Source organism: Yinghuangia sp. YIM S09857 (assembly GCF_051388915.1).
In the GTDB taxonomy this organism is placed as follows: domain Bacteria; phylum Actinomycetota; class Actinomycetes; order Streptomycetales; family Streptomycetaceae; genus Yinghuangia.
Map to the genome: position 1 here is coordinate 211,123 of NZ_JBPKBH010000013.1, position 25,095 is coordinate 236,217.

At 72.2% G+C, this 25,095-nt stretch carries 19 protein-coding genes and 1 pseudogene; 6 read left to right on the forward strand and 14 right to left on the reverse strand.

Features of this window, described 5'->3' with window-relative positions:
- Positions 1–1,284: hypothetical protein (locus ACRX5S_RS26310; RefSeq protein ID WP_436775563.1), on the reverse strand; the 1,284-nt coding region annotated here is incomplete at its 3' end.
- Positions 1,285–1,771: 487 nt separating this feature from the next.
- Here ACRX5S_RS26310 and ACRX5S_RS26315 point away from each other — a divergent pair.
- The gene (locus ACRX5S_RS26315) at positions 1,772–2,710 is read left to right on the forward strand and encodes a TauD/TfdA dioxygenase family protein (protein ID WP_436775564.1); all 939 of its coding nucleotides are present in this window, start codon (positions 1,772–1,774) and stop codon (positions 2,708–2,710) included.
- A 202-nt stretch (positions 2,711–2,912) separates the two neighbouring features.
- On the opposite strand, the gene ACRX5S_RS26320 is transcribed toward ACRX5S_RS26315, so the two are convergent.
- Positions 2,913–4,340: an amidase gene (locus tag ACRX5S_RS26320; RefSeq protein WP_436775565.1), complete on the reverse strand. Its 1,428-nt coding sequence runs from the start codon at positions 4,338–4,340 to the stop codon at positions 2,913–2,915.
- A gap of 150 nt (positions 4,341–4,490) precedes the next feature.
- The gene (locus ACRX5S_RS26325; protein ID WP_436775566.1) at positions 4,491–5,741 is read right to left on the reverse strand and encodes an amidohydrolase family protein; all 1,251 of its coding nucleotides are present in this window, start codon (positions 5,739–5,741) and stop codon (positions 4,491–4,493) included.
- Between the two features lie 549 nt (positions 5,742–6,290).
- On the opposite strand from ACRX5S_RS26325, the gene ACRX5S_RS26330 reads away from it, so the two are divergent.
- Together ACRX5S_RS26330 and ACRX5S_RS26335 are read left to right on the forward strand one after the other, a co-directional pair.
- Positions 6,291–6,968, forward strand: a complete 678-nt coding sequence (locus tag ACRX5S_RS26330; protein ID WP_436775567.1) for a SnoaL-like polyketide cyclase — start codon at positions 6,291–6,293, stop codon at positions 6,966–6,968.
- 58 nt (positions 6,969–7,026) lie between these two features.
- Positions 7,027–7,833, forward strand: coding sequence for an endonuclease V (locus ACRX5S_RS26335; RefSeq protein WP_436775568.1), 807 nt, complete (start codon positions 7,027–7,029; stop codon positions 7,831–7,833).
- Positions 7,834–7,918: 85 nt separating this feature from the next.
- Here the strand turns inward: ACRX5S_RS26335 and ACRX5S_RS26340 are convergent, their stop codons facing one another.
- Positions 7,919–10,492: an ABC transporter permease gene (locus ACRX5S_RS26340; RefSeq protein WP_436775569.1), complete on the reverse strand. Its 2,574-nt coding sequence runs from the start codon at positions 10,490–10,492 to the stop codon at positions 7,919–7,921.
- A 16-nt stretch (positions 10,493–10,508) separates the two neighbouring features.
- Positions 10,509–11,240, reverse strand: coding sequence for an ABC transporter ATP-binding protein (locus ACRX5S_RS26345; protein ID WP_436775620.1), 732 nt, complete (start codon positions 11,238–11,240; stop codon positions 10,509–10,511).
- 798 nt (positions 11,241–12,038) lie between these two features.
- Between ACRX5S_RS26345 and ACRX5S_RS26350 the strand changes: the two genes are divergently transcribed.
- Together ACRX5S_RS26350 and ACRX5S_RS26355 are read left to right on the forward strand one after the other, a co-directional pair.
- Complete coding sequence (locus ACRX5S_RS26350; protein WP_436775621.1) at positions 12,039–12,770, forward strand: ABC transporter ATP-binding protein; 732 nt, start codon at positions 12,039–12,041, stop codon at positions 12,768–12,770.
- 534 nt (positions 12,771–13,304) lie between these two features.
- Positions 13,305–13,511: pseudogene (locus tag ACRX5S_RS26355) on the forward strand (response regulator transcription factor); the annotation flags it as partial.
- Positions 13,512–13,619: 108 nt separating this feature from the next.
- Here the strand turns inward: ACRX5S_RS26355 and ACRX5S_RS26360 are convergent.
- A complete protein-coding gene (locus tag ACRX5S_RS26360; RefSeq protein ID WP_436775570.1) occupies positions 13,620–15,146 on the reverse strand; it encodes an MFS transporter in 1,527 nt (508 codons plus the stop codon).
- Positions 15,147–15,230: 84 nt separating this feature from the next.
- Here ACRX5S_RS26360 and ACRX5S_RS26365 point away from each other — a divergent pair, with 84 nt between their 5' ends.
- Entirely contained in the window at positions 15,231–15,872 is a 642-nt protein-coding gene (locus ACRX5S_RS26365; RefSeq protein ID WP_436775571.1) for a TetR/AcrR family transcriptional regulator, read from the forward strand.
- Positions 15,873–15,917: 45 nt separating this feature from the next.
- Here the strand turns inward: ACRX5S_RS26365 and ACRX5S_RS26370 are convergent, their stop codons facing one another.
- From ACRX5S_RS26370 to ACRX5S_RS26405, 8 genes are all read right to left on the reverse strand, one after another.
- Positions 15,918–17,903 (reverse strand): FAD/NAD(P)-binding protein, encoded by a 1,986-nt coding sequence (locus ACRX5S_RS26370; protein ID WP_436775572.1) that lies wholly within the window; start codon positions 17,901–17,903, stop codon positions 15,918–15,920.
- 258 nt (positions 17,904–18,161) lie between these two features.
- Complete coding sequence (locus ACRX5S_RS26375; RefSeq protein ID WP_436775573.1) at positions 18,162–19,262, reverse strand: glutathione S-transferase C-terminal domain-containing protein; 1,101 nt, start codon at positions 19,260–19,262, stop codon at positions 18,162–18,164.
- Between the two features lie 742 nt (positions 19,263–20,004).
- On the reverse strand, positions 20,005–20,280 hold the full coding sequence (locus ACRX5S_RS26380) for a hypothetical protein (RefSeq protein ID WP_436775574.1): 276 nt from the start codon (positions 20,278–20,280) through the stop codon (positions 20,005–20,007).
- 52 nt (positions 20,281–20,332) lie between these two features.
- On the reverse strand, positions 20,333–21,160 hold the full coding sequence (locus ACRX5S_RS26385) for a hypothetical protein (RefSeq protein ID WP_436775575.1): 828 nt from the start codon (positions 21,158–21,160) through the stop codon (positions 20,333–20,335).
- 585 nt (positions 21,161–21,745) lie between these two features.
- The gene (locus ACRX5S_RS26390) at positions 21,746–22,663 is read right to left on the reverse strand and encodes an NADP-dependent oxidoreductase (RefSeq protein WP_436775576.1); all 918 of its coding nucleotides are present in this window, start codon (positions 22,661–22,663) and stop codon (positions 21,746–21,748) included.
- 305 nt (positions 22,664–22,968) lie between these two features.
- The gene (locus ACRX5S_RS26395; protein ID WP_436775577.1) at positions 22,969–23,478 is read right to left on the reverse strand and encodes a hypothetical protein; all 510 of its coding nucleotides are present in this window, start codon (positions 23,476–23,478) and stop codon (positions 22,969–22,971) included.
- A gap of 101 nt (positions 23,479–23,579) precedes the next feature.
- Positions 23,580–24,437: a hypothetical protein gene (locus tag ACRX5S_RS26400; protein ID WP_436775578.1), complete on the reverse strand. Its 858-nt coding sequence runs from the start codon at positions 24,435–24,437 to the stop codon at positions 23,580–23,582.
- Complete coding sequence (locus ACRX5S_RS26405) at positions 24,424–24,972, reverse strand: SigE family RNA polymerase sigma factor (protein WP_436775579.1); 549 nt, start codon at positions 24,970–24,972, stop codon at positions 24,424–24,426. The genes ACRX5S_RS26400 and ACRX5S_RS26405 overlap by 14 nt, the downstream gene beginning before the upstream one ends.
- Positions 24,973–25,095 lie beyond the last annotated feature (123 nt).

Consider the following 25,095-nt stretch of genomic DNA (forward strand, 5'->3'; position numbering starts at 1 on the left):
CACGCCCGCCGCCTGCTGCCCGGGAACCGCGGGCGGCGCCGGTGGGGCGGCCGGGGTGAGGAAGGTCGCCCAGTCGGGCTTCTCCGACACGTTCAGCTTCTGCAACTTGGCGAGGACCGCCGGGTCCTGCGCGTCGAGCCAGTCCGCGAGCTGCTTGAACGACACGCAGCGCACGCCGTCCTTGGCGCACGCGTCGCGCATCGTGCGCTCGACGGCCTTCATGTAGATGCCGCCGTTCCAGCTCTCGAAGTGGTTGCCGATGATCAGCGGCGCACGGTTCGAGGAGTACGCGCGATTGAAGCCCGCCATGAAGCTCTCGTACGCCTGCTTCTCCCACGCCGCGTGGTTCGCCGGATCGCCCTTGACCGTCCGCGACTGGTTCATCATGACGTTGTAGTCCATCGACAGGACCTCGAACGTGTGTCCGGGGAACGGGATCGACTGGAGGGGCATGTCCCAGACGCCGTTCACCTTCGCGGGCCAGATCTGGCGTCCGCCCGGACCGCTGGAGTCGTACCGGAAGCCCATCTGCGGCGCGGCCTCCAGCAGCGCCTTCTGGCCCTCCAGGCACGGCGCCCGGCCGCCGACCAGCTCCTTCTTGTAGTCGAACGGCAGCGCCGGCAGGTCGGTGATGCCGGTCGTGGTGCGCCACGTCTGGACGAACTTCACCGCCTGCTCGGTCTCCTTGACCCAGTCGGCGGCCGACCAGGAGCCGCCGCCGCTCGGGCCGCAGAAGTGGCCGTTGAAGTGCGTGCCGACCTCGTGCCCGTCCTTCCAGGCGAGGCCGAGCTGCTCGATCGTGTCGTGCACCTCGTTGGCGTCCAGGAAGCCGATGTCGCTCTGGCCCACGGCCTTGTTCGGGCCCTGGTACAGCGCCCGCTGGCTGGCCGGGAGCACGTAGATGCCGCTGAGGAACAGCGTCATCGTCGCGTTGGACTCCTTGGCCACCTGGCGGAAGTGCGAGAACAGCTTCTGGTTGTCCTCGCCCACGCCGTCCCACGAGAAGACCACGAACTGCGGCGGGGTCTCGCCGGGCTTCAGCTTCTCGATCGGCATCCGGTTCGGCTGCACGCCGGTGCTGGACGTCGAGCCGTCGCCGATCAGGGTCACGGCGGCGGGCGGGGGCGCGGCCTGCACGGACTTGTCGTCCTTGCCCGCGGCCGGAGCCTTGGAACTGTCGTTCTTGGCGCTCTTGTCGTCACTGTCCTTGGCCAGGAACACGAATCCCACGGCGGCCAGGACCGCGACGACGACGAGCAGGGCTGCACCACGAGCGGAGCGCACGACTCACCTCGTCCGGAGGGTCAGAAATCTGATGGACCCTCACAGTAAGACGCGAATAATGCGGTTCTTAACAAATGCCAACACTCAAACGGGTGTGTCGCAGTATGTCTATCCGTTAATAGTTGACCAGTGCACCTATCTCGCCCACAATCGACATGACGCGGGCGCTCTGCCCGCGCTTTCGCCGGGCCCGAGGGGAGCATCGATGCGCGCGCTGATTCGCCACCGCATCACTCACCTGCCTGTGCCGCCCGGCGCGCACTGTCGCTGACCGACGCGCGCCGCCCCTCCCCGTACGCCTTCCCGCGCCCGTGGCGCGGCGGTCGCGCGCTGCCGTCCGTTCCGAATGTCCCGTACGCCACCACGTACGCCGTTCGCGGACGTCGGCTTTCGTCTCTCGCCCATGCCGTGTCACCCGACGGGACCTTGTTTCGGGACCCGTCGGGACCCGTCGGGACCCGTGTCGGAACCCTTGGAGGGGAAATCCGTGACCACCACCGCGCTCGAAAACACCGCCGCCACCAGCACCGCCGCCGCCACCGCTGAGGGCGGCATCACCGTCACCAAGGTCGCCGGGCGCATCGGCGCCGTCATCGGCGGCGTACGCCTGTCCGGCGAACTCGACGAGGCCACCGTGCAGGCGATCCGTGACGCGCTGCACGCCCACAAGGTCGTGTTCTTCCGCGGCCAGCAGCACCTGACCGACGAGACCCAGTTGGAGTTCACCCGCCTGCTCGGCGACCCGATCGGGCATCCCACGGTGAACCTGGAGGGTGAGTACGTCCTGCCGATCACCAGCGAGTACGGCGGTGCCGCCGACCAGTGGCACACCGACGTCACCTTCGTCCCGGCGTACCCGCTCGCCTCGATCCTGCGCGGCATCGAGATCCCGGCGGCCGGCGGCGACACGGTGTGGGCCAACACGGCGACCGCGTACGACGAACTCACGCCCGAACTCAAGGAGTTGGCGAACTCGCTGCGGGCCGTGCACACCAACGTGTACGACTACGCGGGCTTCTCGCCGGACAAGGACCCGGAGGCGTTCAAGAAGTACCAGGAGGTCTTCGCCTCGACGAGGTACGAGACGGAGCACCCGGTTGTCCGCGTGCACCCGGTGACGGGAGAACGCACCCTCCTCCTCGGCGGGTTCGTGCAGCGCATCCAGGGATACTCGCGCGAGGACTCGAAGTTGCTGGTCGACCTGTTCCAGGGCCACGTCACCCGCATCGAGAACACCGTGCGCTGGTCGTGGCAGCCGGGCGACGTCGCGATCTGGGACAACCGGGCGACGCAGCACCGGGCGGTCTCGGACTTCGGCCGGGTCGAGCGCGTCCTGCACCGCACCACCGTGGACGGCGACGTGCCGGTGGGCGTGGACGGCCGCGTCAGCACGTCCGTCAAGGCGGAGCCGGCGCAGGGGGCGTAGCGGGGGCGGCCGAAGTCGGCTGCACCGTCCGAGACTTCGGGTGCCGCGGCCCCGAGTGCGGCCGTCGGCCACGGCGGGCTGCGACCAACCGCCCGGCCCGCCGTCCGACCACGGCCCGACCGAGGGCCCGGTACCCCGCGCACTTTCCAGCGCGTTCCGGTACCGGGCCCTCGGCACCCGTCCCAGGATGCCCCGAACCATCTCAGGCGCCCGCGTTCCAAGGAGCCTGCCGCGGCCACGGCGCGGCCTCCTCCAACTGCGCCGCGACGCGCAGCAGCGTCGCCTCCGAGCCCATGCGGCCGGCGAGTTGGACGGCGACCGGCAGGCCGCGTGCGTCGAATCCGGCCGGAACGGAGGCCGCGGGCAGGCCCGTCACGTTGAAGACCGACGTGAACCACGTCATCTTGCCCGCGTTGGCCATCGTCTCCAGGCGCGTGGTGTCCATCCACCCCAGCTCGGGCACGTCCAGGCCGAGCGTCGGGGTCAGCCACACGTCGAACTCATCGAACCACGGGGCTATTTGGCGGCCCAGCTTCTCGGCGAGCCGGAGCGAGCGGCTGAGTTCGGTGACGGAGGCCGTGGCGAGGCGGTCGTACTGCCAGCGCGTGGCGGGTTCGAGGTCGTCGTCGGCAAGTGGGCGTCCCAGCACGGCGAGACGGTCCTCGATCTGCGCGCCGACCGCGGCACCCATGACCTGGCCGAGCACCGCCACCACGTCGGACATCTCCCAGTGCGGCGCGGACTCCTCGACGTCGTGGCCGAGTTCGGCGAGCAGCGCGGCCGTGCGGCGGACCGCCTCGGCGCCCGCTGGGGCCACCGGCGTGCCGTCGGCCGCGGCGGTCGCGAAGCCGATGCGCAGCCGTCCCGGCTTCTCCGCGAGTGCGGCGAGGAAGGAGCCGGGCGGGGCCGGGGCGAGTGTGGCGTCGCCGAGCACCGGTCCGGCGACCGCGTCCAGCAGTGCGGCGTTGTCGCGTACCGTGCGGGTGACCGCGTTGGCGATGGACAGCGGGTACGCGAAGGTCGCGTCGCCCGTGTCGTGCGGGACCCGGCCGCGGGACGGCTTCAGGCCGAACAGGCCGCAACAGGCCGCCGGGATGCGGATCGAGCCGCCGCCGTCGTTGGCGTGCGCGGCGGGCAGGATCCCGGACGCCACCGCGGCCGCCGAACCGCCGCTCGAACCGCCGGGCGTGTGAGCGGTGTTCCACGGGTTGCGGGTCGGACCGTACAGCAGCGGCTCGGTGCTGGCGTTCTTGCCGAACTCGGGGGTGTTGGTCTTGCCGACGATCACCAGCCCGGCCGCGCGGTAGCGGCGCGCGAGGATGCCGTCGCGCTCGGCGATGTCGCCCGCGAACAGCCGCGAGCCGTTCGCCGATGCCATGCCCGCCACATCGCACCCGAGGTCCTTCACCGCGAACGGGACGCCGCGCAGCGGGCCGTCCGGCAGCCCGGCCTCGATCGCGCGGTACGCCTCGTCGACGCACGTGGACACCACCGCGTTCAGGACCGGGTTGCGCTCCTCCAGCCGTGCCACGACGGCGTCGAGGAGTTCCGCGGGCTTGACTTGGTCCGTGCGCACCAGCTCGGCGAGGCCGACCGCGTCGTGCCCGTCCAGAAGTTCCGCTGTGTCCATGCCGTGCTCCTTGCTGCCATGCCGCCACGTCGGCAACGCCGCCGTGTCGTCGACCGGTGGACCGGGAGGGGCCCGCGGGTCATCATGCGATGAGTACCGAACGATGGCCATAGGCAGCCGGTCCCGATCCCCGGCGGGGCCGGGGCGGGTTCAGCGGGCTCCCGCCGGGACGCGCCGACGTCCGTAGCCGGTGGCGTACCGTCCCGGAACGGCGGCGGGCCGCCGCGCGGAGGTGCGGCTGACGACCCGTCCGCGCCGCAGCACGATGCGGTCGGCGGGGGCGCTCAGGACGGCCTCGGCGAGGCTGCTCGCGCGTACCGCCAGGAGATCCGCCACGGCGCCGGGCTCGGTGCCCGCCGCGGGCAGGCCCATGATCGCGCGGGCGGACGTGCTCACCGCCGCATACGCCTGTTCCGCCGCCATCTGACCCGTCGTCATCAGCAGCGACGCGGTCGCCAGGGCGTCCGCGCGGCCCATCGGGTGGAGCGCGTCGCGCAGGTGGTCGCCGCCCGCCGCGAGCCGGACGCCCGCGTCCAGCAGCGCGTGCAGCGGCGCGGGGCCTCCGCACGGCGGCAGTGCCCGGATGTCCCCGTGCGGTGTCGACGGCAGGCCGATCACCGCCATGCCGGACGCAGCGATGGCCTCCACGACCTTCGCCAGCGCGGGCGGCCGCAGCAGGCCCAGTGTCGCGCAGTGGCTCGCGGCCACCTGGCGTCCGAAGCCCGATTTGCGCAGCAGCCGGGCGAGGTCGGCGACCGCGAGCACGCGGCTGTCGGGCCGGTGGTCCAGGTGCAGGTCGAGATCGGCCTCGGCGCGGTCGGCGAGGCGCAGCAGCCGCCGCGTCTCGGCGCGCGGGTCGGACGCGCGGTGCGGGCGTCCGCCCAGCAGGCCCGCGCCCGCGGCGAACGCCTCCAGCGCCGCCCGGTCGGACAGGTCGGGGGAGGGCACCGCGACGATCTGGAGGTCGAGGACGCGGTGCAGGTCCTCGCGCAGTTCGCGCAGCACCTCCACGGCGCGGAGCGAGGCGCCGCCCGGGCCGATGTCGACGTGCGTGCGTACCGCCGTGACACCGTTCGCGGACAGCGCCTGGAGCGTGCGGTGCGCGCGTCGGCGCAGGTCCGCGGTGCCGTAGCGGGTCGGCTGCGCGCGCCACGAACGCACCGCGCCGTCCCGGCCGTCGGGGTCGCTGCCGACCGGTTCCCAGGTGAGTGCGCGGTCCAGATGCAGATGCGCTTCGGCGGGTGCGGGGAGCAGCAGGTAGCCGGTCAGGTCGATCGCGGCCTGGCCGGGGTCGGGTATGCCGACCGGGCGTATGTGGCTGATGCCGCCGTGCCGGAGGACGACGTTTCGGACGCGGCCGTCGGGCAGCGTCGCGCCGGTCAAGGTGGTCGTGTCGGTCACGGAGTCTCCTCATGCGCCGGGGAGCGTGGACGTTTCCGGTGCGTGCGAACGGCGTTGTGCGACCACTGTGCTGGCAGGCTGTTGCCGCCGGGTTACCTGGGGGTTACGGCCCCGGCGATGCGCCGCGAAACCGGCGCGTACCCCGGTGCCGGACCGGCGGGTGACCGGGCCGGGCCGCCGCGGTCGCGTGGACCGGCCGGGCGCGGGTGTCGGGACGGGCGACACCGTACTCGCGGACCCGGCTCCGCACCAAGGCCTGACGGGAGGTCAGGAACCCCGCCCTGCCGCCGGCTTCCGAACACGGAGTGCACACGCGCCGGCCGCTCGCGAGGCGGTCCCGAGGTGCGCACCCGTTGGCAGAACCGGTATTGTCAGTTCCGGATCTCTTTGCAAATCCCTTGAAGTCAAAGAAAGTTGACTACCTGGGCGAACGTGGAGCCTTCCTTCGCAACGCGAGTCAACCGCGCATTGCGGGAACTCGCGGAGATATACGGAGAGTTGCCATCCGTAGGGTTGTCATGGCGCGCGCCAGAGGTCAGGATCGCCCGCATGACGACTTCCGAGAGCACCGAAGTCCCCGAGACTCCCCTGTGGCTCCAGGGCCGCGACGCGGTGGTCGCGGCCGCCGCCCCCGGCGACTGGCGCGAGGAAGCCCCCGACTACCACCTGTCCCACACGGTGATGCCCGGGCAGCGCACCCACAACTTCGACGCGGGGTCGCTGGAGGCCATCGTCGAGTCGATCGTGCAGGTCTTCGAGATGGAGGTCTCGCACAAGAAGGACCCCGCCACGTGGGTGTCCATGGTCACCGAGCGGTTCCGTACTCGCGTCAACGGCGGCCCGTGGGCGACCGCCGCCGACATCGTGGAGCAGGGCAGCTACAACATCCTCATCGGCGACAGCATCTTCTACCGGACCGGCGAGGAGAGCTTCGACTCCTCGCACGCCGTCTTCCACGGCGCGTTCCCGGACGGGTTCTACTGGGAGGTGCTGGAGGTGCTCTCCCCGCCGCCGGTGGTGACGTTCAAGTGGCGCCACTGGGGCACCTTCGCGGGCGAGTACAACGGCTTCGCCCCCACCGGCGAGCGCGTGGAGATGTTCGGCGTAAGCATCGCGAAGGTCGGCGACGACCTGCGCCTGCTCGACGTCGAGCACTTCTACGACCCCAACGCGTTCCTCGGTCGGCTCACCGGCGGCTGCCCGGTGGCGCACACCTCGACGGAGTGACGGCGGCGCCCGGGATATCCGGTGGGTGCGCGGGAGCGCCCGGCCTACTGTGGACGGTGTGCCGAACCCCGTGAACCCCGAACCCGCGCCGGAACCCGTGCCCGACACCGCGCCTGACGCGGCACCCGACACGCCCGGCGCCGGAGCGGGCGCCGGTCCCGGCCCCGAGCCCTGGCCCGAGACCGTCGAGGAGGCCTTGGCCCTCCAGGACCGGCTGCGTCCGCTCGTCGACACCACAGGACCCGGACCGCGCGCGGTGCGCCGCGTCGCGGGCCTCGACGTCGCGTACGCGGAGGACTCCGACCTCCTTGCCGCCGCCGTCGTGGTCCTGGACGCCCGGACGCTCGCCGTCATGGAGCGCTCGGTCGTCCTCGGCCGGGCCCGGTTCCCGTACGTGCCGGGGCTGTTCGCGTTCCGCGAGCTGCCCTCGCTGGTCGCCGCGCTGGACGGCCTCACCACCCCGCCGGACCTGCTGGTGTGCGACGGGCAGGGCCTCGCGCACCCCCGCCGGTTCGGCCTCGCCTGCCACCTGGGAGTGCACACCGGCATCCCGAGCGTCGGCGTCGGCAAGACCGCGTTCGTCGGGACGTTCGAGGCGCCCGGACCGGTCCGCGGCGCCGCGTCCGACCTGGTGCTCGACGGCGAGGTGGTCGGCGCCGTCCTGCGCACGCAGCGCGACGTCAAACCGGTGTTCGTGTCGGTCGGGCACGGGCTGGATCTGGCGGAGGCGTGCCGCCATGTCCTGGAGCTCAGCCCGCGGTTCCGGCTGCCGGAGACTACCCGGCAGGCGGACAGCGCGTGCCGCGCGGCGCTCGCGGCGGCGGCACGCACGGCGTCGAACGCCCCTCCCGGCCAAGGCGGTTAGCCCACCACGCGCCGGACTCCCGGACACGCGAAGGCGCCCGCCCCCGGAAGTCCGGGGACGGGCGCCGTTCGCACACCGCCGGCCGCTACTCGGTGGCGATGGCGTTCAGCACGTTCATCCGCGAGGCCCGCAGCGCCGGGAGCAGGGCGGCCAGCAGGCCGACCAGCGCCGACAGCACCACGACCGTGATGACCGTGCTCCACGGGATGGTCAGGACGTCCAGCCCCTCGGAGGCCAGCAGCCGCTGGGCGACCACCCCCCACGCGAGACCCAGGGCAAGGCCGATGAGGGCGCCGAAGACGGCGATCACCATCGATTCCAGGCGGATCATCCGGCGGATCTGCCGTCGTGAGGCCCCGATGGCCCGCATGAGGCCGATCTCCCGGGTGCGCTCGACCACCGACAGCGCCAGCGTGTTGATGACGCCGAGGATCGCGATGATGATCGCGAGGCCCAGCAGGCCGTAGATCATGTAGAGCAGGATGTTGATCTGCTCCTGCACGAGCTTCTTGTAGTCGGCCTGGTCGCGCGCCTTGACCTGCGGGTACGGGTCGATGGTGCGCTCGACCGCCTCGCTGACCTGCGTCTTGTCCGCGCCCGCCTTGGAGTTGGCGAAGACGATGAAGTCCTGGACCTCGGGCAGGTACTCCTTGACCATGCCGAGCGGCAGCACCACGGCGTCGCCGAAGCCGACCCCGGGGTCCTCGTTCTCCTGGATCGCCCCGATCTCGGCCTTGACGGTCTGGTTCTTCTCCTTGAAGACCACCTCGATCGGGCTGCCGACCTTGAGGTTGTGTTCCTCGGCGACCTTCTCGCTCACCGTGATCTTGCCGTCGGCGCCGATGTCGCCGCCGTTGCCCGCGACCACCGCGCGCTTCCAGACGGTGTCGAAGCCCTTCTCCGCGCCGATCGCGTTGTCGGTCGACTTCCCGTCGGGGTACTTGACCTCGACGTCGTCCTCCGCGAGGACCCGGGCCCGGACCACGGTGCCGACGCCCTCGGTCGCCTGGATCTTGTCGGCGATCTCGGTCGGGAACGCGGTGCCCTGGCTCTGCACCGTGAAGTCGGCGCCGAACGACTCGTCGATCTGCTTCGAGATCGAGTCGTTCATCGACGCGGCGACCACCGACAGGGCCGCGACGAGCGCGACACCGATCATGAGCGCCGCGGCCGTGGCGCCAGTGCGCCGCGGGTTGCGCATCGCGTTCTCGCGGCTGAGCCGGCCCATCGAGCCGAACACCTTCGGGTAGCCGGCCGCCAGCGCGGGGATGACCGTACGCGCCAGCACCGGGCCGAGCACCACGAACGCGACGAGCGTCAGCACCACGCCCAGGCCGAGCAGCCCGCCGCCGGTGGCACCGCTGTCCGCGGACGCGCCGCCCGCCAGCGCCAGCACGCCGGCCACGGTGAGCACCAGGCCGATGATGGTGCGGACCTTGAGCGACTTCTGCGCCGGGGCGCTGGCCTCGCGCAGCGCGGCCATCGGCGACACGCGGCTCGCGCGGCGCGCCGGGATGTACGCCGCGACGACCGTGACGAGCGTGCCCACGAGGTACGCGGCGATCGGCGTCCACGGCTTGAACACCAGGGACGTGCCCTTGAGGTTCATGCCCGCGAGGCCGATCAGCGCCTTGAGGCCGACCGCCAGGCCGAAGCCCGCCGCGAGGCCGATCGTCGAGCCGACCAGGCCCAGCAGGATCGCCTCCAGGAGGACGGACCTGCGCACCTGCTTGCCGCTCGCGCCGATGGCGCGCATGAGGCCGAGTTCGCGCGTGCGCTGCGCGACCAGCATCTGGAAGGTGTTGAAGATCAGGAAGATGCCGACCAGGACCGCGATTCCGGCGAAGCCGAGCATCGCGTATTTGATGAAGTCGATGAACTGGCCGATGTCGTCGGCGGCCTTCTTGGCGGCCTCCGCCTTCGTCTTCACGTCGAAGCCGGCGCCCAGTTCCTTCTGGACGTTGGCCTTGAGCTGGTCGTTGGTGACGCCGGGTGCGGCGTCCAGTTCGACCGACGAGATCTTGTCGGTCGAGCCGAGCAGCGCCTTCTGCGCGAACTCGGTCTCCAGGAACACCAGCGTGGCGCCCGGGTTGGTGGTGGTGAACGTGGCGATGCCGACGACCTGGGCGTCGGACGAGCCGCCCGCGGGCGCGATGATGCGCAGCGGGTCGCCGATCTTGATCTTCTTGCGGTCGGCGGTGTCGGCGTCGACGACCGCCTCACCCGGCGCCTGCGGGACGCGTCCGCTGGTGAGCTTGACCGCGGACCGGTCGCTCTCGTACCAGTTGACGCCGATCGTCGGCGCGCCGGTCGAGGAGCCGATCGCCTTGTTGTTCTTGTCGGCGACGGTGATGTTCTCGACGCTCACCGAGGCGTGCGCCTTCGCGACGCCGGGGACGCCGGAGACGCGTTCGACCGTCGCCTCGGGGATCGAGAGCACGCGGCCGGTCGCGGCCAGGTCGCCGGTGTCCTTGTCGGACTCCTGCGAGACGGTCACGTCCGCCGAGGTCGACTTGAACAGGTCGTCGAAGGTCTTGGTGATCGTGTCGGTGAAGATCAGGGTGCCGGAGACGAACGCCACCGACAGCAGAATGGCGATGGCGGAGAGTGCCATGCGCCCCTTGTGGGACAGGAAGCTTCTGAAGCTCGCCTTGAGCATCGTGGACCGCCCCGCCTCAGCTTGTGCGGGCGGCGTCGAAGCGCTTCATGCGCTCAAGGACCGCGTCCGAGGTCGGGCGGAGCATCTCGTCGACGATGCGGCCGTCCGCGAGGAACAGCACGCGGTCGGCGTACGACGCGGCGCTCGGGTCGTGGGTGACCATCACGATGGTCTGGCCCAGTTCGCGCACACTGCGCTGGAGGAAGCCCAGGACCTCGGCACCCGCGCGCGAGTCGAGGTTTCCGGTCGGCTCGTCACCGAAGATGATCTCCGGGCGGCTGGCCAGCGCGCGGGCGCAGGCCACACGCTGCTGCTGGCCGCCGGACAGCTCCGCCGGACGGTGCGTCAGGCGCTCGCGCAGCCCGACGGTGTCGATCACGTTCTGGAGCCACGCCTGGTCCGGCTTGCGTCCGGCGATGTCCATGGGGAGCGTGATGTTCTCCAGCGCGGTGAGCGTGGGGAGCAGGTTGAACGCCTGGAAGATGAAGCCGATGTTGTCGCGGCGGAGCTTGGTCAGCGCCTTGTCCTTGAGCTGGGTGATCTCCGTGTCGCCGATCCAGCTCCGGCCGGAGGTCACGGTGTCCAGGCCCGCGAGGCAGTGCATCAGGGTGGACTTGCCGGATCCGGACGGGCCCATGATCGCGGTGAACTGACCGCGGGCGATCTCGACGTCGACGGCGTCCAGCGCGACGACGCGGGTCTCGCCTTCTCCGTACGCCTTGGTGAGCTGGGCGGCGCGGGCGGCGATGCCGGTCCCCCGGGAATCCGCGTGGTTCGTGGCTGCCGTGGCCGTGGTCACGAGTTTCTCCTGCGGTTGTGTGCGTGGCTGGTGCGCCGGGCAGGGCGCTGTCACCGGTGCGCGGCGGAATGGCGCCGGTCCGGCGTTTCCGCCGTTGCGGGCGAACTGATTCGAGTGAACACGATCACCGTATTGGGCGGCGGGTGCCCGATGAATCGTCGTCAGGAACGGAACGGCCGCTCCTACGCAAGGAGGAGTAGGGGGCTGGTGGTGTACATCTGCCCTTAGGGGGCCACCCTGGCGCGTGCGTCGGCGGGGGTGCGGGGAGGGCGCCTGTGGGTGGTTGACCCGCGGTGGCGGAGGCGATACAGGCGGGATGGCCGGCGGTGGGCGAGGCGAAATGGGCGGGATGGGCGACTGAACGGCTGCTGCCGGGGGCTGTGACGGACCTCGGGTGGGGGAGGCGCGCCGGGGCGGTCGGGAGGAGTCGTCGCCCGGGGGACGGAGGAGGCCGTCGTCATCCCCGAGGACGACGGCTCGCGACTTTCGTAGGTGAGCGCTCTGCTTTTCGTGGGTGGGCACCTTGCTTTCGTAGGTGAGGATTCCGCCGATCCGGTCTACCGGGAGGCGGGGGTCGCGGAGGAGCCTTGACGGTGTCGGATCACAGCGGCCCGGATCACACCGGTCCGGACCACCACCGTCGGTCGTCGGCCGCCGGCAACCTGGGAGGCATCCGTGGAACACCGTCGTGAGGACACATCGCCCGATGGCCCGGCGTCCGCGCCGGAGCCGCCCGCGCGCTCCGAAGTGGCCGCCCGGGCCGCCCAGTTGACCAAGGCGTACGGCGAGGGCCAGACCCAGGTCGTGGCGTTGGACGCGGTCGACATCGACATCCCGCGCGGGCGCATGACGGCGATCATGGGCCCGTCCGGGTCCGGCAAGTCGACGCTGATGCACTGCCTGGCCGGGCTCGACTCGGTCACCCGCGGCCGGGTGTGGATCGCCGGGACCGAGATCACGCAGCTCAAGGACAGGGACCTGACCAAGCTCCGGCGCGACAAGATCGGGTTCGTGTTCCAGGCGTTCAATCTGCTGCCGACGTTGTCGGCCAAGGAGAACATCACGCTGCCGATGGACATCGCCGGCCGCAAGGCCGATCCGGAGTGGGTCGAGCAGGTGGTGTCCGCGGTCGGCCTCCAGGACCGGCTGGGGCACCGTCCCGCCGAGTTGTCCGGCGGCCAGCAGCAGCGGGTGGCCTGCGCGCGGGCGCTGGCCGGGCGGCCGGAGATCATCTTCGCGGACGAGCCCACCGGCAACCTCGACTCCCGTTCGGGAGCCGAGGTGCTGACCTTCTTGCGGCGCAGCGTCGATGTGCTCGGCCAGACCGTGGTGATGGTGACCCACGACCCAACCGCGGCGTCCTATGCGCATCAGGTGGTCTTCCTCGCGGACGGCCGCATAGTCGACGAGATGGATGCTCCGACGCCCGACCGGGTGCTGGAGCGCATGAAGCGCTTCGACGCGGTGCGCACGACCTGAGGACGCCCCTGCTCAGACATTTCCGCTCAGAACGCCTCCGCTCAGAACTTCTGTGCCGAGGAAGGACGTTCTGAGGTCGCGCCTCCCAGGGGCGTAGGGACTCTCTGACCCCGCGAGGGGATTCCTCGGCGTGCCCTGACGTGGCGTCTCGGCAGCACGGACGACATCGATGTGGTCGGCGAGGCGTACGACGGGGCCGAGGCCGTGGAGTCGGTCATCCGTCTGGGCCCCGACGTCGTGTTCGTGGATTTGCACATGCCGGGGGTGGAGGCATCAACGCCATCGGGCGCATCGCCCGCATGCCGAGTCCGCCGCGCGTGGTCGTGCTCACCACCATCGACCCGGACCAGGACGTACTGCGGGCCCTGCACGCGGGAGCTGTCGGGTTCCTGTCTAAGGACACGCCGCCGGAGGACCTGATCGGTCTGGTCCGGGTGGCCCACGAGGGGTACACGGTGTTGTCCCCAGCGGCGACGCGCGGCCTGGTGAGCGCGTTCCGCGGACCACGATGCGGTCCGCCGCCGGGCACGGTCGCGCATCGGCGAACTGACCGAGCGGGAACGCGACGTGCTCGCATGCCTGGGCGAAGGACTCGCCAACGCCAACATCGCCGAACGGTTGTGCTTGAGCGAGGCGACGGTCAAGGGGTACGTCTCCCGCCTGCTCGACAAGCGGGACTGCGACAACCGGACACAGGCGGGCATCGTGGCCTACGACGCGGGATTGGTCGCGCGGGGCTGAGCGCGGCCGTGCGGCCCGGGCGCCGGGGAGACGGGGTCCGGGCCGCGCGGTTGGCGGTGTGAGGGTGGGTTGGCCGACCGTGGTGGCCGGTCGTTCGGGCTGCTGGGGTCAGCCCACAGACGACGGTTGTGCCGTCGGGTGGTTGTCGGAGACGGGGCCGACTGCCGATTCGTCGGTTGCCCCGGCGGTGGTGACGGCGTTCGGGCCCGCCCGGTGTGCGGCCCAGCCGACGATCAGGCCGAGGACGGCCGCGGCGGCCATCAGGATGGACTGGATCTCGAAGGCGCGGCTGAAGCTGTCGACCGAGGCGTCGAGGGGGTGGGCGCCCTCGGCGAGACGGTCGTCGCGGTAGCTCGTGGCGATCGTGACGATGACGGCGATGCCGATCGCCGCGCCGATCTGCTGGCAGGTGGTGACCATCGCGGAGGCGACGCCGCCGTCCGCCTCGCCCGCCCCTCCGGTGGCGACCTGGATGACGGCCACGAAGGCCATGCCGAGGCCGAGTCCGGCGACCACGAGGGCGGGCATGAGGTGGGACGCGAAGGAGCTGTGCGCGTCCAGGCGGCTCAGCGCGAACATGCCGCCCGCGGCGATCGCCGGGCCGAGGGCCAGCGGCACCGCCGGGCCGCGTGAGGCCAGGAGCTTCGCGGTGATGCCGCTGGCGACCCCCATGCCGACGCTGAACGGCAGGTAGGACAGGCCGGTGCGCAGCGGGGACCAGTCCTGCACGTTCTGCATGTAGAGCGTGAGGAAGAAGAACATCGCGAAGAGCCCGCCCGCCGCGACCAGCACCATTAGCTGCGCCAGCACCGCCTGGCGGATCTTGAGAAGGCTGCGCGGGATGAGCGGTTCGGCGGCGGTGCGCTGGCGCATCGCGAAGCCCAGGGCGAGGACCGCGGCGCCCGCGAGTCCGGCGATCGTCCGGCCCGAGCCCCACGGGTGGGTGTCGGTCTCGACGACGGTGTAGACGAGCAGCAGGACCGCCAGGGTGCCCAGGGCCGCGCCCGCGAAGTCCGGTGCCCGGACCGGCGCCGAGCGATCGTCGGCGGGGATGACGCGCGGCAGCAGGAACAGCGCGACCGCGCCCACCGGCAGGTTGATCAGGAAGATCCAGCGCCAGTCGGTCCATTCCACGAGCGCCCCGCCGATCAGCAGGCCGGTCGCGGCGCCGAGGCCGGTGAGGGCCGCCCAGATGCCGAGTGCCCGGGCGCGTTCGCCGCGTTCCCGGAAGGTGGCGAGCAGGATCGACAGTGCCGCGGGGGAGAGCAGCGCCCCCGCTATGCCCTGCGCGGCGCGGGCGGCGATGAGCGTGCCGGCGTTGGGCGCGAGGCCGCAGGCGGCCGAGGCGAGGACGAAGGCGCCCAGGCTCCAGGCGAACAGGCGCCGGCGTCCGAGGAGGTCGGCCAGGCCCCCGCCGATGAGCAGGAAGCCGCCGAAGGTCAGGAAGTACGCGTTGGTGACCCAGGACAGCGAGTTCTCGGAGAACTCCAGGTCGGACCCGATGGTCGGCAGCGCCACATTGACGATCGTGTCGTCGATGAGCAGGACGAACTGGGCGGTGCAGACGAGCAGGAGCACGAATCTGGGATTGACGGTCTTGGAGCGTGCGGTGGCAGCGGTGCCGTGGGTCGACATGGACCCCTCCTACATTCGTAGAACTGACTTCTACGTTTGTAGGGATATCTTCTACGCACGTCAAGTCGGGCGCATAATGGATGGATGTCAGCCAACGATGAAGTCGCCCACGACGAGCGGGTGCCCGGTGGGCCGCCGAGCCGCCGCGTACAACTGCTCGACGCGGCGATCCGGGTCCTGGCGGCCCACGGCCTGCGCGGCCTCACCCATCGCGCCGTCCAGCAGGAGGCCGGGCTGCCGCACGGCTCGGTGACGTACTACTTCAAGACACGCGACCACCTTGTCTTCGGGGTGATCGACCGCATGACCGAGCTGGAGCGGCGGCAGGCCGGCCAGGTCGCGGACGAGCTGCTGCGCGCAATGGCCGTACGCCCGTTCCGGCCGGACTACCCGCGCATAGCGGAGCTCACCCACGCCTGGTGGTCGACCAGCCGGGACCGCCAACTCGCCCGCTACGAGATGCAGTTGGCGGGCACCCGGGAGCCGGCCATCGCCGAGGCGATGAACCGCTCGGCCCGCGAGTTCTGGAAGCTCACCGAACTGGTCGCGCTGGCCACCGGCTCGTCGGACGCGGTCAACGACGGCGAGGTGCTGCTCGCGTTCATCGACGGGATGATGTTCCACTTCCTGGTGCACGAGCCGGAGAACCCGAAGTACCTGGAGACCGGGTTGCGGTTCGCCGTCGAGTCGCTGCGGGTGGGGGCGGAGGAGGGCCGGGTCGCCTGAGGGCCGGAAGGCCGCGTGCGAGGTTCGGGCGCGGCGGCGACGGCCTCAGACCGCGACCCGTACGGCGTCCGTGTTCGCGCCGCCGCATCGGGCGAGTGCGGCGAGGACCGCGCGTGCCAGCGCGTCGTGGACGAGGAACACCTGCGCGTCGTACCCGGGCTTGGCGAATCCCTGCACGGTGACGCCGCCGGCCACGCCCGGACCGACCGCGAAGCGCGCGGGGTGCGCAGTGCCGTTCGCGGCGACCAGGCGCTGTTCACCGGGCAGCGTGCGCACGCGTCCGGACGGGCGTCCGGCCAGGAGTTCGTCCGCGACCTCGCCCCGGGCGTACAGCGCACGCAGCAGCGGGTCGACGGCCCGGGACGGGGACGGCAGCGGCAGACGGGACTCGATGAGCGCGCGCGTCCGCACCGGAGCGGCCAGGGACGGGCCGTACGCGGTGAAGCCGTCCTCGTCCGCGGTGACCGCCACGTCCTCGCCGAGGAAGCGCACCAGCCCGGCGCGGGACAGCGCCGACAACTCCTCCAGCCGCACCCGCGGCGGCCCGCTGGACAGGTAGCTGAAGAAGCCGTGGAAACCCGGCAGGTCCTCGCGCCGCGACCGCTCGGAGAGTTCGCCGGCCGCGGCCAATCGCCCGATCGTGCTGTACGCCGCCCCGAGCGCCTGCTGCGCCGCCAGGTCCGCACTGAACCGGGCGTCCGCGCGGCGGGCGATGTCGGCCGCGATGTGCGCGCGTACCGCGTCGTCGAGGGCCGCGGCATCCGGGAAGCGCCGTCCCGCCAGCGGGCGGTCGAGCAGGTCGGGGTCGAAGCGGTCCGCCGGATCGGGCACCGTGCGGGCGACGAGCGGCTGCGCGGCGCAGGTCGGGGGCCCGGCAGCCGGGCCGCGGCCGGCGCGGGCGATGAAGTCGTCGGCGAGCCCGGCGAATTCGGCGGAGAAGGCGGCCCAGTCCGCGGTGGTGCGGTCGCGGTGCGCGGTGCACAGCCGGTGGTAGTGCGCCCAGGCCATGTCGAGGATGACGAGCGGCATGATGTCGCGTGCCAGGTCCCAACCCGCGGCGGAACGGTTCGGCAGCCGCCGCAGGGTCTCGGCGGTCAGGAAGCGCGGTGCGGGGGCCCGGTGTCCCGCGTCGAGGCGGTAGCCGATCTTCGCGCGGTAGGGCACCCCGCGGCGCGAGGCCGCCAGCAGAACGGGCTCGCGTCCCGAGGCGCGGTAGTGCAGCAGGCCGTTGCCGTCGCGGACGAATTGCCCGCCTCGTCCCGAGCTGACGCGCACCATGAGGTCGACGAACGCGAGGCCCATGCCGCGCGCGATGACCTCGGCGCCGGGCCGCAGATCGGAGGTGTCGGGCTCGTTGTCGCACGGCACGAACGCCAGGCCGTGGGCGGCGGCGTGGGCCGACAGCCGCCGCTCCTCGGGCTCCGGCCCGACGTCCACATGGCCCTGGGACAGCACCACCGCGTCCACCGCGAGCCGGGTGCCGTCGGCCAGTTCGACCCGCTGCCGGTACCCGGCGCCGGGCAGGTCCGCCACGTCCACCGCGCGCGTGCGGTGCACGATGATCCGCACGCTCGGCGGCGCCGCGGCGACCGTACGGCCGAACGCCCAGGCCAGGTAGGCGGACAGCAGCGGTCGACTCGCGAACCACCGCGGGGTGAGCCGGGCCAGCTCCTCGGCGAACGGCGCGAGTTCGGGGGACAACCGCCCTTCGCGGGCCTCTGCGGCGCGGTCGCGCCCCCACTCCCACAGGGACGGCCCGGGATTGACGGGACCGGCGCAAGTGCTCGTCTCGTCGGTGAACACCGTGATCTCCGACGCGAACGAGTTGGTCCACATCAGCGCCGACTGCTCGCGCCGCCATATGCGCCCGGCGCCCGGCGGATGGGGGTCCACGACGTGCACGTGCAGTTCCCGGTCCCCGAGCAGGTCGGGCGCGTTCGCACACAGGCGTTCGAGCAGTGACGTACCGCCGGGACCACAGCCGATCACGGCGAGGGACAGCGGGGCTCGGACAGGTAGGGCGTCGGCCAACAGGACCTCGGGGGAGCGACGGAAACCGGGTGCAAGAGGCGACAGACGCTACGAAGCCCGGCGAACGCTGTCAACGGTACGCGGCACTTGGCTGGTTGGCGGGACAGGGCCGGTACAGGGGGCGGGACAAGGGCTGGGACAGGGGTGCGGGACAAGGGTGCGGGACTCCCGGCGCGCGGCTCACGTCCGGGTGCCCCGTCTTCCCTGTGCTCGGCCGCAGTTCGGGCCGCATGTTCGGTCGCTCGTGCAGCAGCGCGCTCAGCCGCACACCCCGGGGGTGCCGGAGGCACCGACGGCCGCCGGAGCGGGCATGCCGGTCAGCCGCGGCCAGTCGACGATCGGCACCGAACCGCCGCTCGCCGCCGGCCCCCGGCAACTGCTCGTGTGGTGCCGGGCGATGTGGTCGAGGCGGAGGTTGTCGCGGAACGCCGGGATCGCGTACAGGCGGGCGAAGTAGGCCCACAGGGCCGGGTGGTCGGCGATGCGGAGCACGTCGTCGGCGGCGAGGTGGCGGCGGTGCACGGCGTCCACGTGCAGGAGCGTCGCCCACAGGTGCACGTCGGCGGCGGTCAGGTGCCCGCCCAGCAGGAACGGCCGCCGCGCGAGGCGGTGTTCGAGCGCGCCGAGGGCGCCGAGGACGATGCGCATCGCCTCGTCGTAGCGGTCGCCCGCGCGGGCGCGTCCGGCCTGCTGCGCGGTCTCCCAGATGTCGTCCTCGAACAGGGCGCCGAGGCGGCCGATTTCGTCCTCGGCCCCGGCAGGGTGCAGGACCGGCGGCGGTACCGGGACGGTCGGATCCGGCGTCGGGCGGACGCCGTGGCCGACGTGGCCGTCCACCAGACGTGGCGGCGCCGGGGCCTCCGTCGGGAAGCCGGGTGTCGGGGTGGAGAACGCGGTGGCCAGGTCGTACAGGATGTGCGGCGTCTGGTTGCTGACGATCCGTCCGCTCCAGCGGTCCCACAGGACGGGAACGGACACCGGGCCGTCGTAGTGGTACTCGGTCGCCTCGTACGCCTCGCGCAGCAGCGCGAATCCTGCGGCCGTGTCCAGGCCGTGGCCGTCACCCGCGCGGAAGGCCCAGCCGCGCCCGTCGCGGACCGGATCCACGACCGACACGGACACGCGGTCCTCCAGCCCGCACAGGCTGCGGGTGACGGCGGCGCGCAGCGAACGCGGACACGCCAGGCACAGGTAGAGGTGGTAGCGGTGCGGATCGGCGGTGAACCCGCTGCCCGGGGCCCGGCCGATGCGGCCGGCGAAGCGCGGGGCCGGACGGCCGAGCGTCCGGTGGCGTCCGTGGATGCGGAAGTCGACGGGACCGGCGGACCTGGGCAGGCGTACGGGGGGCTGGTATTGCATGCGGGACTCCCTGGAAGCCGAATCGGGCAGGGAACAGCGGGCAGATGCGGTCGGCGACGGCCGTCGCACGGCGTACGCGGACGCAGGGGTCTCTGTCAGTGCCTGCGGGGCTTGGACGGGCGATCACGGCCCGGGGTCCTCACGGGCGACTCGCGATATTGCAGGCGCAGGAGGTCCGTCAGGGTCGGGCGGGCGAGTGCGACCGAGTGCGAGCTTGGGGTCTGCGCCTTGCGATGCACGGCGCCGAGGACCTGAGCGGCACAAAGATCGGGAAACACGACCTAAGCCGCGCTACAGACCCGCAGGAGATCGATATGACGGCGCCTCAGAAAGCACCCGGAGACGAGGGGGACTGGTCGGGGGAAATCCGTGCCGCGTTTGCCGCGCATCGTCGTCCCCCTCCCCGGCTTCGCCAGTTCGGATTATTCGCGCGGTGTCCACATATCGTCAACAGTCCGTCCACGGCTCGGACGGGGCCGGGCCGGATGGAGGCGGCCCGGGCGGAGGGCGAGCCGGATGGCGGCGGCCCGGGCGGGGTCGGGGGTTGGGAGCGGCCCGGGCCCGGCTGGAGTGGTTGGGAGCCGGATCGGGCGGTGTCGGCTCGGGTGGGAACCGGCTCGGGCGGAGGGCGAGCCGGATGGCGGCGGCTCGGACGGGGCCGGGGTGGATGGGAGCGCGCTCGGATGGGGCCGGATCGGGCGGTGTCGGCTCGGGCGTGTTTCGGCTCGCCGTCGGGCGGCGTTCAGTAGCCGGGGATCGGGCGCCGCTCGTGGCGCTTGACCCAGGCGCCCGGCCCGGTGTCCCAGTTGTGCCGGCCCATCGCCTCGCAGACCAGGCACGCTTCCTGCTTGCCCACCGCGGCGATGCGCCCGCCGATCAGCGCGGCCCTGCCGACGTAGCGCCAACCGTCGCCGTCACACGTCATACACACCACCGTCAGGTCCTCCGGGAACCCGGGCGGCGGCTCCGGAGAATTCTCCGGCTGGTCCGGATTCTGGTCCGGAGTGCTGTCGTCCACTGCCTCCCACCGTAGCCCGGCGCACCGACCGGTGGGTCGGTGCGGCACGCGGTCACCCCGAAGGGGGACGGTTCGGCGCCGCTTCGGACCCGCCGTCCCGCGGCGGGGTGGGGGTGTCGGTGTCGGGATGCGGCCGTGGGGTGCGGGGCCGTACGCGCTCGTACCCCCGTACCGCCGCATTGCGGATGCCGCGGGCGACGGCGCCCTCCTCGATGCCCTTGGACTCGCGGTAGAGCCGCACGAATCCCATGATCATCGCGGCGCCGATCGCGACCAGGTGCTCACGGCCCGCGAGGTTGGGGACGGCGATCGACTCGATGATCATGGACAGGCTGGTGATCGAGAACAGTACCGGCGCGCGCTTGACCACCGCGATGTACGAGAAGAGGCCGACGACGGCGGCCGAGGGGCCGGTGTCCAGGACGTACGCCTCGTGCCGCCCGATGCCGAGGGGGTGGTCGGGGCCGAGCCAGATCATGAAGCGGGCGGCCATCGTGCCGGCGAGGGTCGCGACGTACGACACCAGCAGCGTGCGCTTCCAGCCCAGGGTGAGCTGGGCCAGCGCGAACGCGAGGAACAACTGCGTGAGCCCGGCCCAGACCGGGAGGTTGAGCGCGGGGACGTAGAGGGAGACGGGGGTGCGCAGCAGGGCGATCGGGAGTGGGAGGCTCGCCTGCACGCCGCCGATGATGCGCACGAAGTCGTGGCCCCAGTCGGTGAGGTGGACCGCGTGCAGCACGATCACGCCCACACAGGCGATCACCGCGAGATTGAGCCCGCCCCAACGGCGGTTGACGACCAGCTCGCGGAACGGCGCGACGACGATCGACCTGAACTCGTTGGCGAGCGTGCGCCACAGGAAGAGCAGGACTCGCAACACGGTCTGACGTACTCCCGACTGTCGCCCCCACCGTCGCTCCCGGCGGCCGCCCCCATCCTCGCGGCCTCCGAGCGCTCCACCGGGCCATCACGTCCAAAACGGCACGCTTGCCCACCTTACGTACCGGCCGGCGGGAACCCGCGGAGCGGGGCGCGATCGCGGAGTCGGGGCGGGCTCGGCGTCCTCCTGTCAATCCGCTGAAGTCGCCCACTTGGTACGGGAGTTCGCTGCTACGCTGGGGCCCGGCGTGCGGGGCTGGGAGTGCCCGGCGCCTTCCCGACGACGTCGTCGACGGAGTGCTTGGCGCGCTGTTCTCCACCCATCTCGGCGGTCCCGGAACGACGCTGTGTGCCGCACCGTACGACGGGCGGGTGCGGGCGGACTTCCCCTCGCCCGAACGCCGCCCGCCGGCCGTGCCCCCACCGCGTCATCGCCGCGGACGACGTCGAGTCGGCCGTGTGCCGTGCCCGTGGGAAGACGGAATCGGGCGCGGTACACGGCCGACGCTTGTGGTGTCGACGACAGGCGGTCCGGACCGCCACCCCGCCCCACCGGGTGCGGCGAGACGCGGGACGCCGACCGCGCTCAGGGGATCAGCACGACCTTTCCGCGACCGTGCCCCGACTCGACGATTCGATGCGCCTCCGCCGCGTCGGCCAGCGGCAGGCGCTGCCGTACGTGGACCGCGAGCGAGCCCTTCTCGTACAGCGCGATCAGCTCGCCCAGCCGGGCCCTTGTACGGGCCCCGGGCCCGCCGCGCAGGCCGACGACACCGAGGCGTTCCACCCCCTCGAAGTCGATGATCGTGCCGATGCGCGAGCGGTCCGCGACGAGTTCGACGGAGGCGTCCAGCGCCCCGCGTCCGGCCGCGTCCAGCACCGCGTCCACGCCCTGCGGGGCGATGGCCCTCACCCGGGCGGCCAGGCCGTCCCCGTACGTCACCGGGATCGCGCCGAGCGACCGCACGTAGTCGTGGTTGGCCTCGCTCGCGGTCCCGACCGCCACGGCGCCCCACGCCACCGCCAGTTGCACGGCGGCCGTGCCGACGCCGCCCGCGGCGGCGTGCACCAGGACCGTGTCGCCCTTGCCCACCCGGAGTTCGCGCAGCGCCCGGTGCGCGGTCTGGCCGGAGGCCGACATCACGCCCGCGACCTCCCACGGCATCGACGCGGGCTTGCGCACCATCTGGTCGGCGGGCACGACCACGGCCTCCGCGTACGACCCCAGCATCGACCAGCCCAACACCTCGTCCCCGGCGGCGAATTCGGTGACGCCCTCGCCCACGGCGTCGACGACGCCCGCGAATTCGTTGCCCGGCACGAGCGGGAGGTCCCCGGCCATCGAGGGCGGCCCGAACCCGCGGCGCAGCATCGTGTCTGCGGGTTGCACGCCGGCCGCGCGCACCAGGACCCGGACGGCGCCCGGGCCAGGCTCGGGGGTCGGGACCTCCGTCAGCCGCAGCACGTCGGGCGTGCCGAATTCGGTGAGCAACACAGCGTGCATGAGCCACATCCCGTCCGGGTCCTGGCGCGGTCGCCGAACGCACCGCGCGCACCCACACGATGCAACTTGAAGTTCGGTTCAAGTCAAGCGAATTGCGCGTGCGGCGCGAGCGGCGCCGGAACCCGAGCCGGACCCCGGGCTGACCCCGGGCTGACCCCGGGCTGACCCCGGGCTGAATCCGGCTGGAACCCGCGCCGTCCCCGGGCTGGGACCCGCGCTGGAACCCGGGCTGAAACCCGCGCCGGTCGCCGGGCTGGAACCCGCGCCGGTCGCCGGGCTGGAAGCCGTGCCGGAGACCGGCGCCGTCAGCGGCCGGCGAAGGTCCCGTCCGCCGCGAGGGCGACCGGCGCCTGGAAGCCGTTCGAGCCGCAGTCCGGGCCGTTCGGGAACGACTCCCTCGGCGTCACGTCCGCCTCCCGCACCAGCAGTTCCGCCCCGGCCGCGTCGCGCAGCGTCAGCGTGACCCGCAGTGGTGCGCCGGTGAGGCCGGGCATGTCGAGGAAGCCGTGCTTCCCGCCCGTCGGGGTCACCCGCGCCGCACAGACCTCGCCGGTGCACGGGTCGGGGACCGCGGCCGTCGAGGGGTTCAGTTGCAGGTCGCCCTCGCGGCAGACGTCCCCGGCACAGGCGCGAAGGTGTGCGATGGCGGTGCGTTCGGCGTGCGGGGCGGCGATCTCCAGCCCGACGCCTATGCGGCCGGCGATCAGGGTGCAATGCCGCTCGCTGCGCGCCGATGTGGCCCCGCAGCCGACGGCGAAGACGAGCCCTACCGCCAGCAGACCGGATCGTACGGACAGCCTCGTGGCCCAGCGCATGACGCCCACTCCTTCGGCAGGGTCCGGAACCGGTCGTCACCGGCGCCCGATCTGACGGAGCCGGGGGCCGGACGGTTCCGCGGCCGCGTCAGGCGGCCGCGTCAGTCCGCGCTGACCTGCACGCCGCGCTGCTCGGCGACCGGCCTGCCCGCGGTGTCGTATGCCACCAGGTCCGCCCGCCTGTCGGTGCCGGTCGAGTGCGGCACGACCAGCAGGTAGAACCGCTCGGACACGCCGGCGGCCGACTGCGGCGGCAGGTCGACGCTCTGCCCGGTGTCCTTGAACGTCACGCGGACGTGGTCGACGTCCGGTGTGACGAAGCCCCACGAGATGGCGCCCAGCGTGCCGAAGCCCGCGCCTGTTCGGGTGTGCTTGTCGTCGACCTCGACGGTCAGGAAGTTCACCTGGCCGGGCACGCGGTCGGAGGTGGCGTAGTCGGGGGTGTCGCCGCACGCCTTCCCCGCCTCGCCGATCCGCGTGCCGTCGAGGACGAGTTCAAAGCTCTCGCAGTAGCCCTGGTGCCTCTCGGGCGCGACGGTCGCGGTCTGTCCGGGCAGGACGTACGTGTCCTCCTCGTACTCGCCCTGCGTCCGTACCCGTACCAACTCCCAGGTGTGCTCGGCCAGTTTGTCGGACGCGAGCGTCACGCGCCCCATGCCCGGCGCCCCGGGAGAAGCCGCACCCGTGGTCCCCGGCGCCGCGCTGCTCGCCGGGGGCGGTGGCGGCACCGGTTCCGTGGCGGTCGAGGTCTTCCCGTCGTCCCCCGGCATCGTGAACCCGGCCACGAGCCCGGCCACCACCAGCACCGACGCGACCGACCCCGCCACCGCGTTGCGGGTACGCCGCCGCGCGCGCCCCCGCCGGACGATCACCTCGTGGGGCGGCGAGCTGTCCGGCAGGTCCCCGACGCCGAGCTCGAATCGCTCGCGCATCCACTGTCCTTCGTCACGACCGGTCATCGACCAGCACCTCCGAGTTCGCCTGCGGGCTGGGGTGCCATCGCGGCCCGTCGAGCCCGGGATCCGCGCGCAGCTTCGCGAGTCCCTTCGACGCCTGGCTCTTGACCGTGCCCACCGAGCAGCCCAGGATCGCGGCCACCTCGGTCTCCGGCAGGTCGTCCCAGTAGCGCAAAACGACGGCCGCGCGCTGCCTGGTCGGCAACTGCGCGAGCGCCCGCATCAGCGCGTCGCGCTGCCCGATGCGGTCCGTCGAGTCCGCCTCGCCCCGGTCCGGGGCCTCCGCCCCGAGGAGCTGGGTGATGCGCTTCTTGCGGAACCGCGCGGCGTTGGTGTTCACCAGCATGCGGCGCAGGTACGCGTCGGGACTGTCTGCGGAGCGCACGCGGTGCCAGGCGGCGTACACCCGTACGAGGGTGTTCTGCGCCAGGTCCTCGGCCTCGCCGTGGTCGCCCGTCAACAGGTACGCCGTGCGCACGAGCCGCGCCCAGCGTGCCTGCACGAACTCGTGGAACTCCGCCGCCTCGTCCGGGCTCAATCGGCACCTCCTTCATGCAGCACGAGTACCGGCCGGGTGGATCGGGTTGCCCGACGGCGCGGGAAAAACGGAAAAGTGCGGGAGGACCGCCGAACGCCGCAAGGGGCCCGGACGCCACTGGCG

Bases quoted from the DNA above. Each gene is read 5' to 3' on its own strand.
- ACRX5S_RS26320 (WP_436775565.1), bottom strand. From the start codon at position 4,340: ATGGACACAGCGGAACTTCTGGACGGGCACGACGCGGTCGGCCTCGCC.
- ACRX5S_RS26330 (WP_436775567.1), top strand. From the start codon at position 6,291: ATGACGACTTCCGAGAGCACCGAAGTCCCCGAGACTCCCCTGTGGCTC.
- ACRX5S_RS26340 (WP_436775569.1), bottom strand. From the start codon at position 10,492: ATGCTCAAGGCGAGCTTCAGAAGCTTCCTGTCCCACAAGGGGCGCATG.
- ACRX5S_RS26360 (WP_436775570.1), bottom strand. From the start codon at position 15,146: ATGTCGACCCACGGCACCGCTGCCACCGCACGCTCCAAGACCGTCAAT.
- ACRX5S_RS26365 (WP_436775571.1), top strand. From the start codon at position 15,231: ATGTCAGCCAACGATGAAGTCGCCCACGACGAGCGGGTGCCCGGTGGG.
- ACRX5S_RS26375 (WP_436775573.1), bottom strand. From the start codon at position 19,262: ATGCAATACCAGCCCCCCGTACGCCTGCCCAGGTCCGCCGGTCCCGTC.
- ACRX5S_RS26390 (WP_436775576.1), bottom strand. From the start codon at position 22,663: ATGCACGCTGTGTTGCTCACCGAATTCGGCACGCCCGACGTGCTGCGG.
- ACRX5S_RS26395 (WP_436775577.1), bottom strand. From the start codon at position 23,478: ATGCGCTGGGCCACGAGGCTGTCCGTACGATCCGGTCTGCTGGCGGTA.
- ACRX5S_RS26400 (WP_436775578.1), bottom strand. From the start codon at position 24,437: ATGACCGGTCGTGACGAAGGACAGTGGATGCGCGAGCGATTCGAGCTC.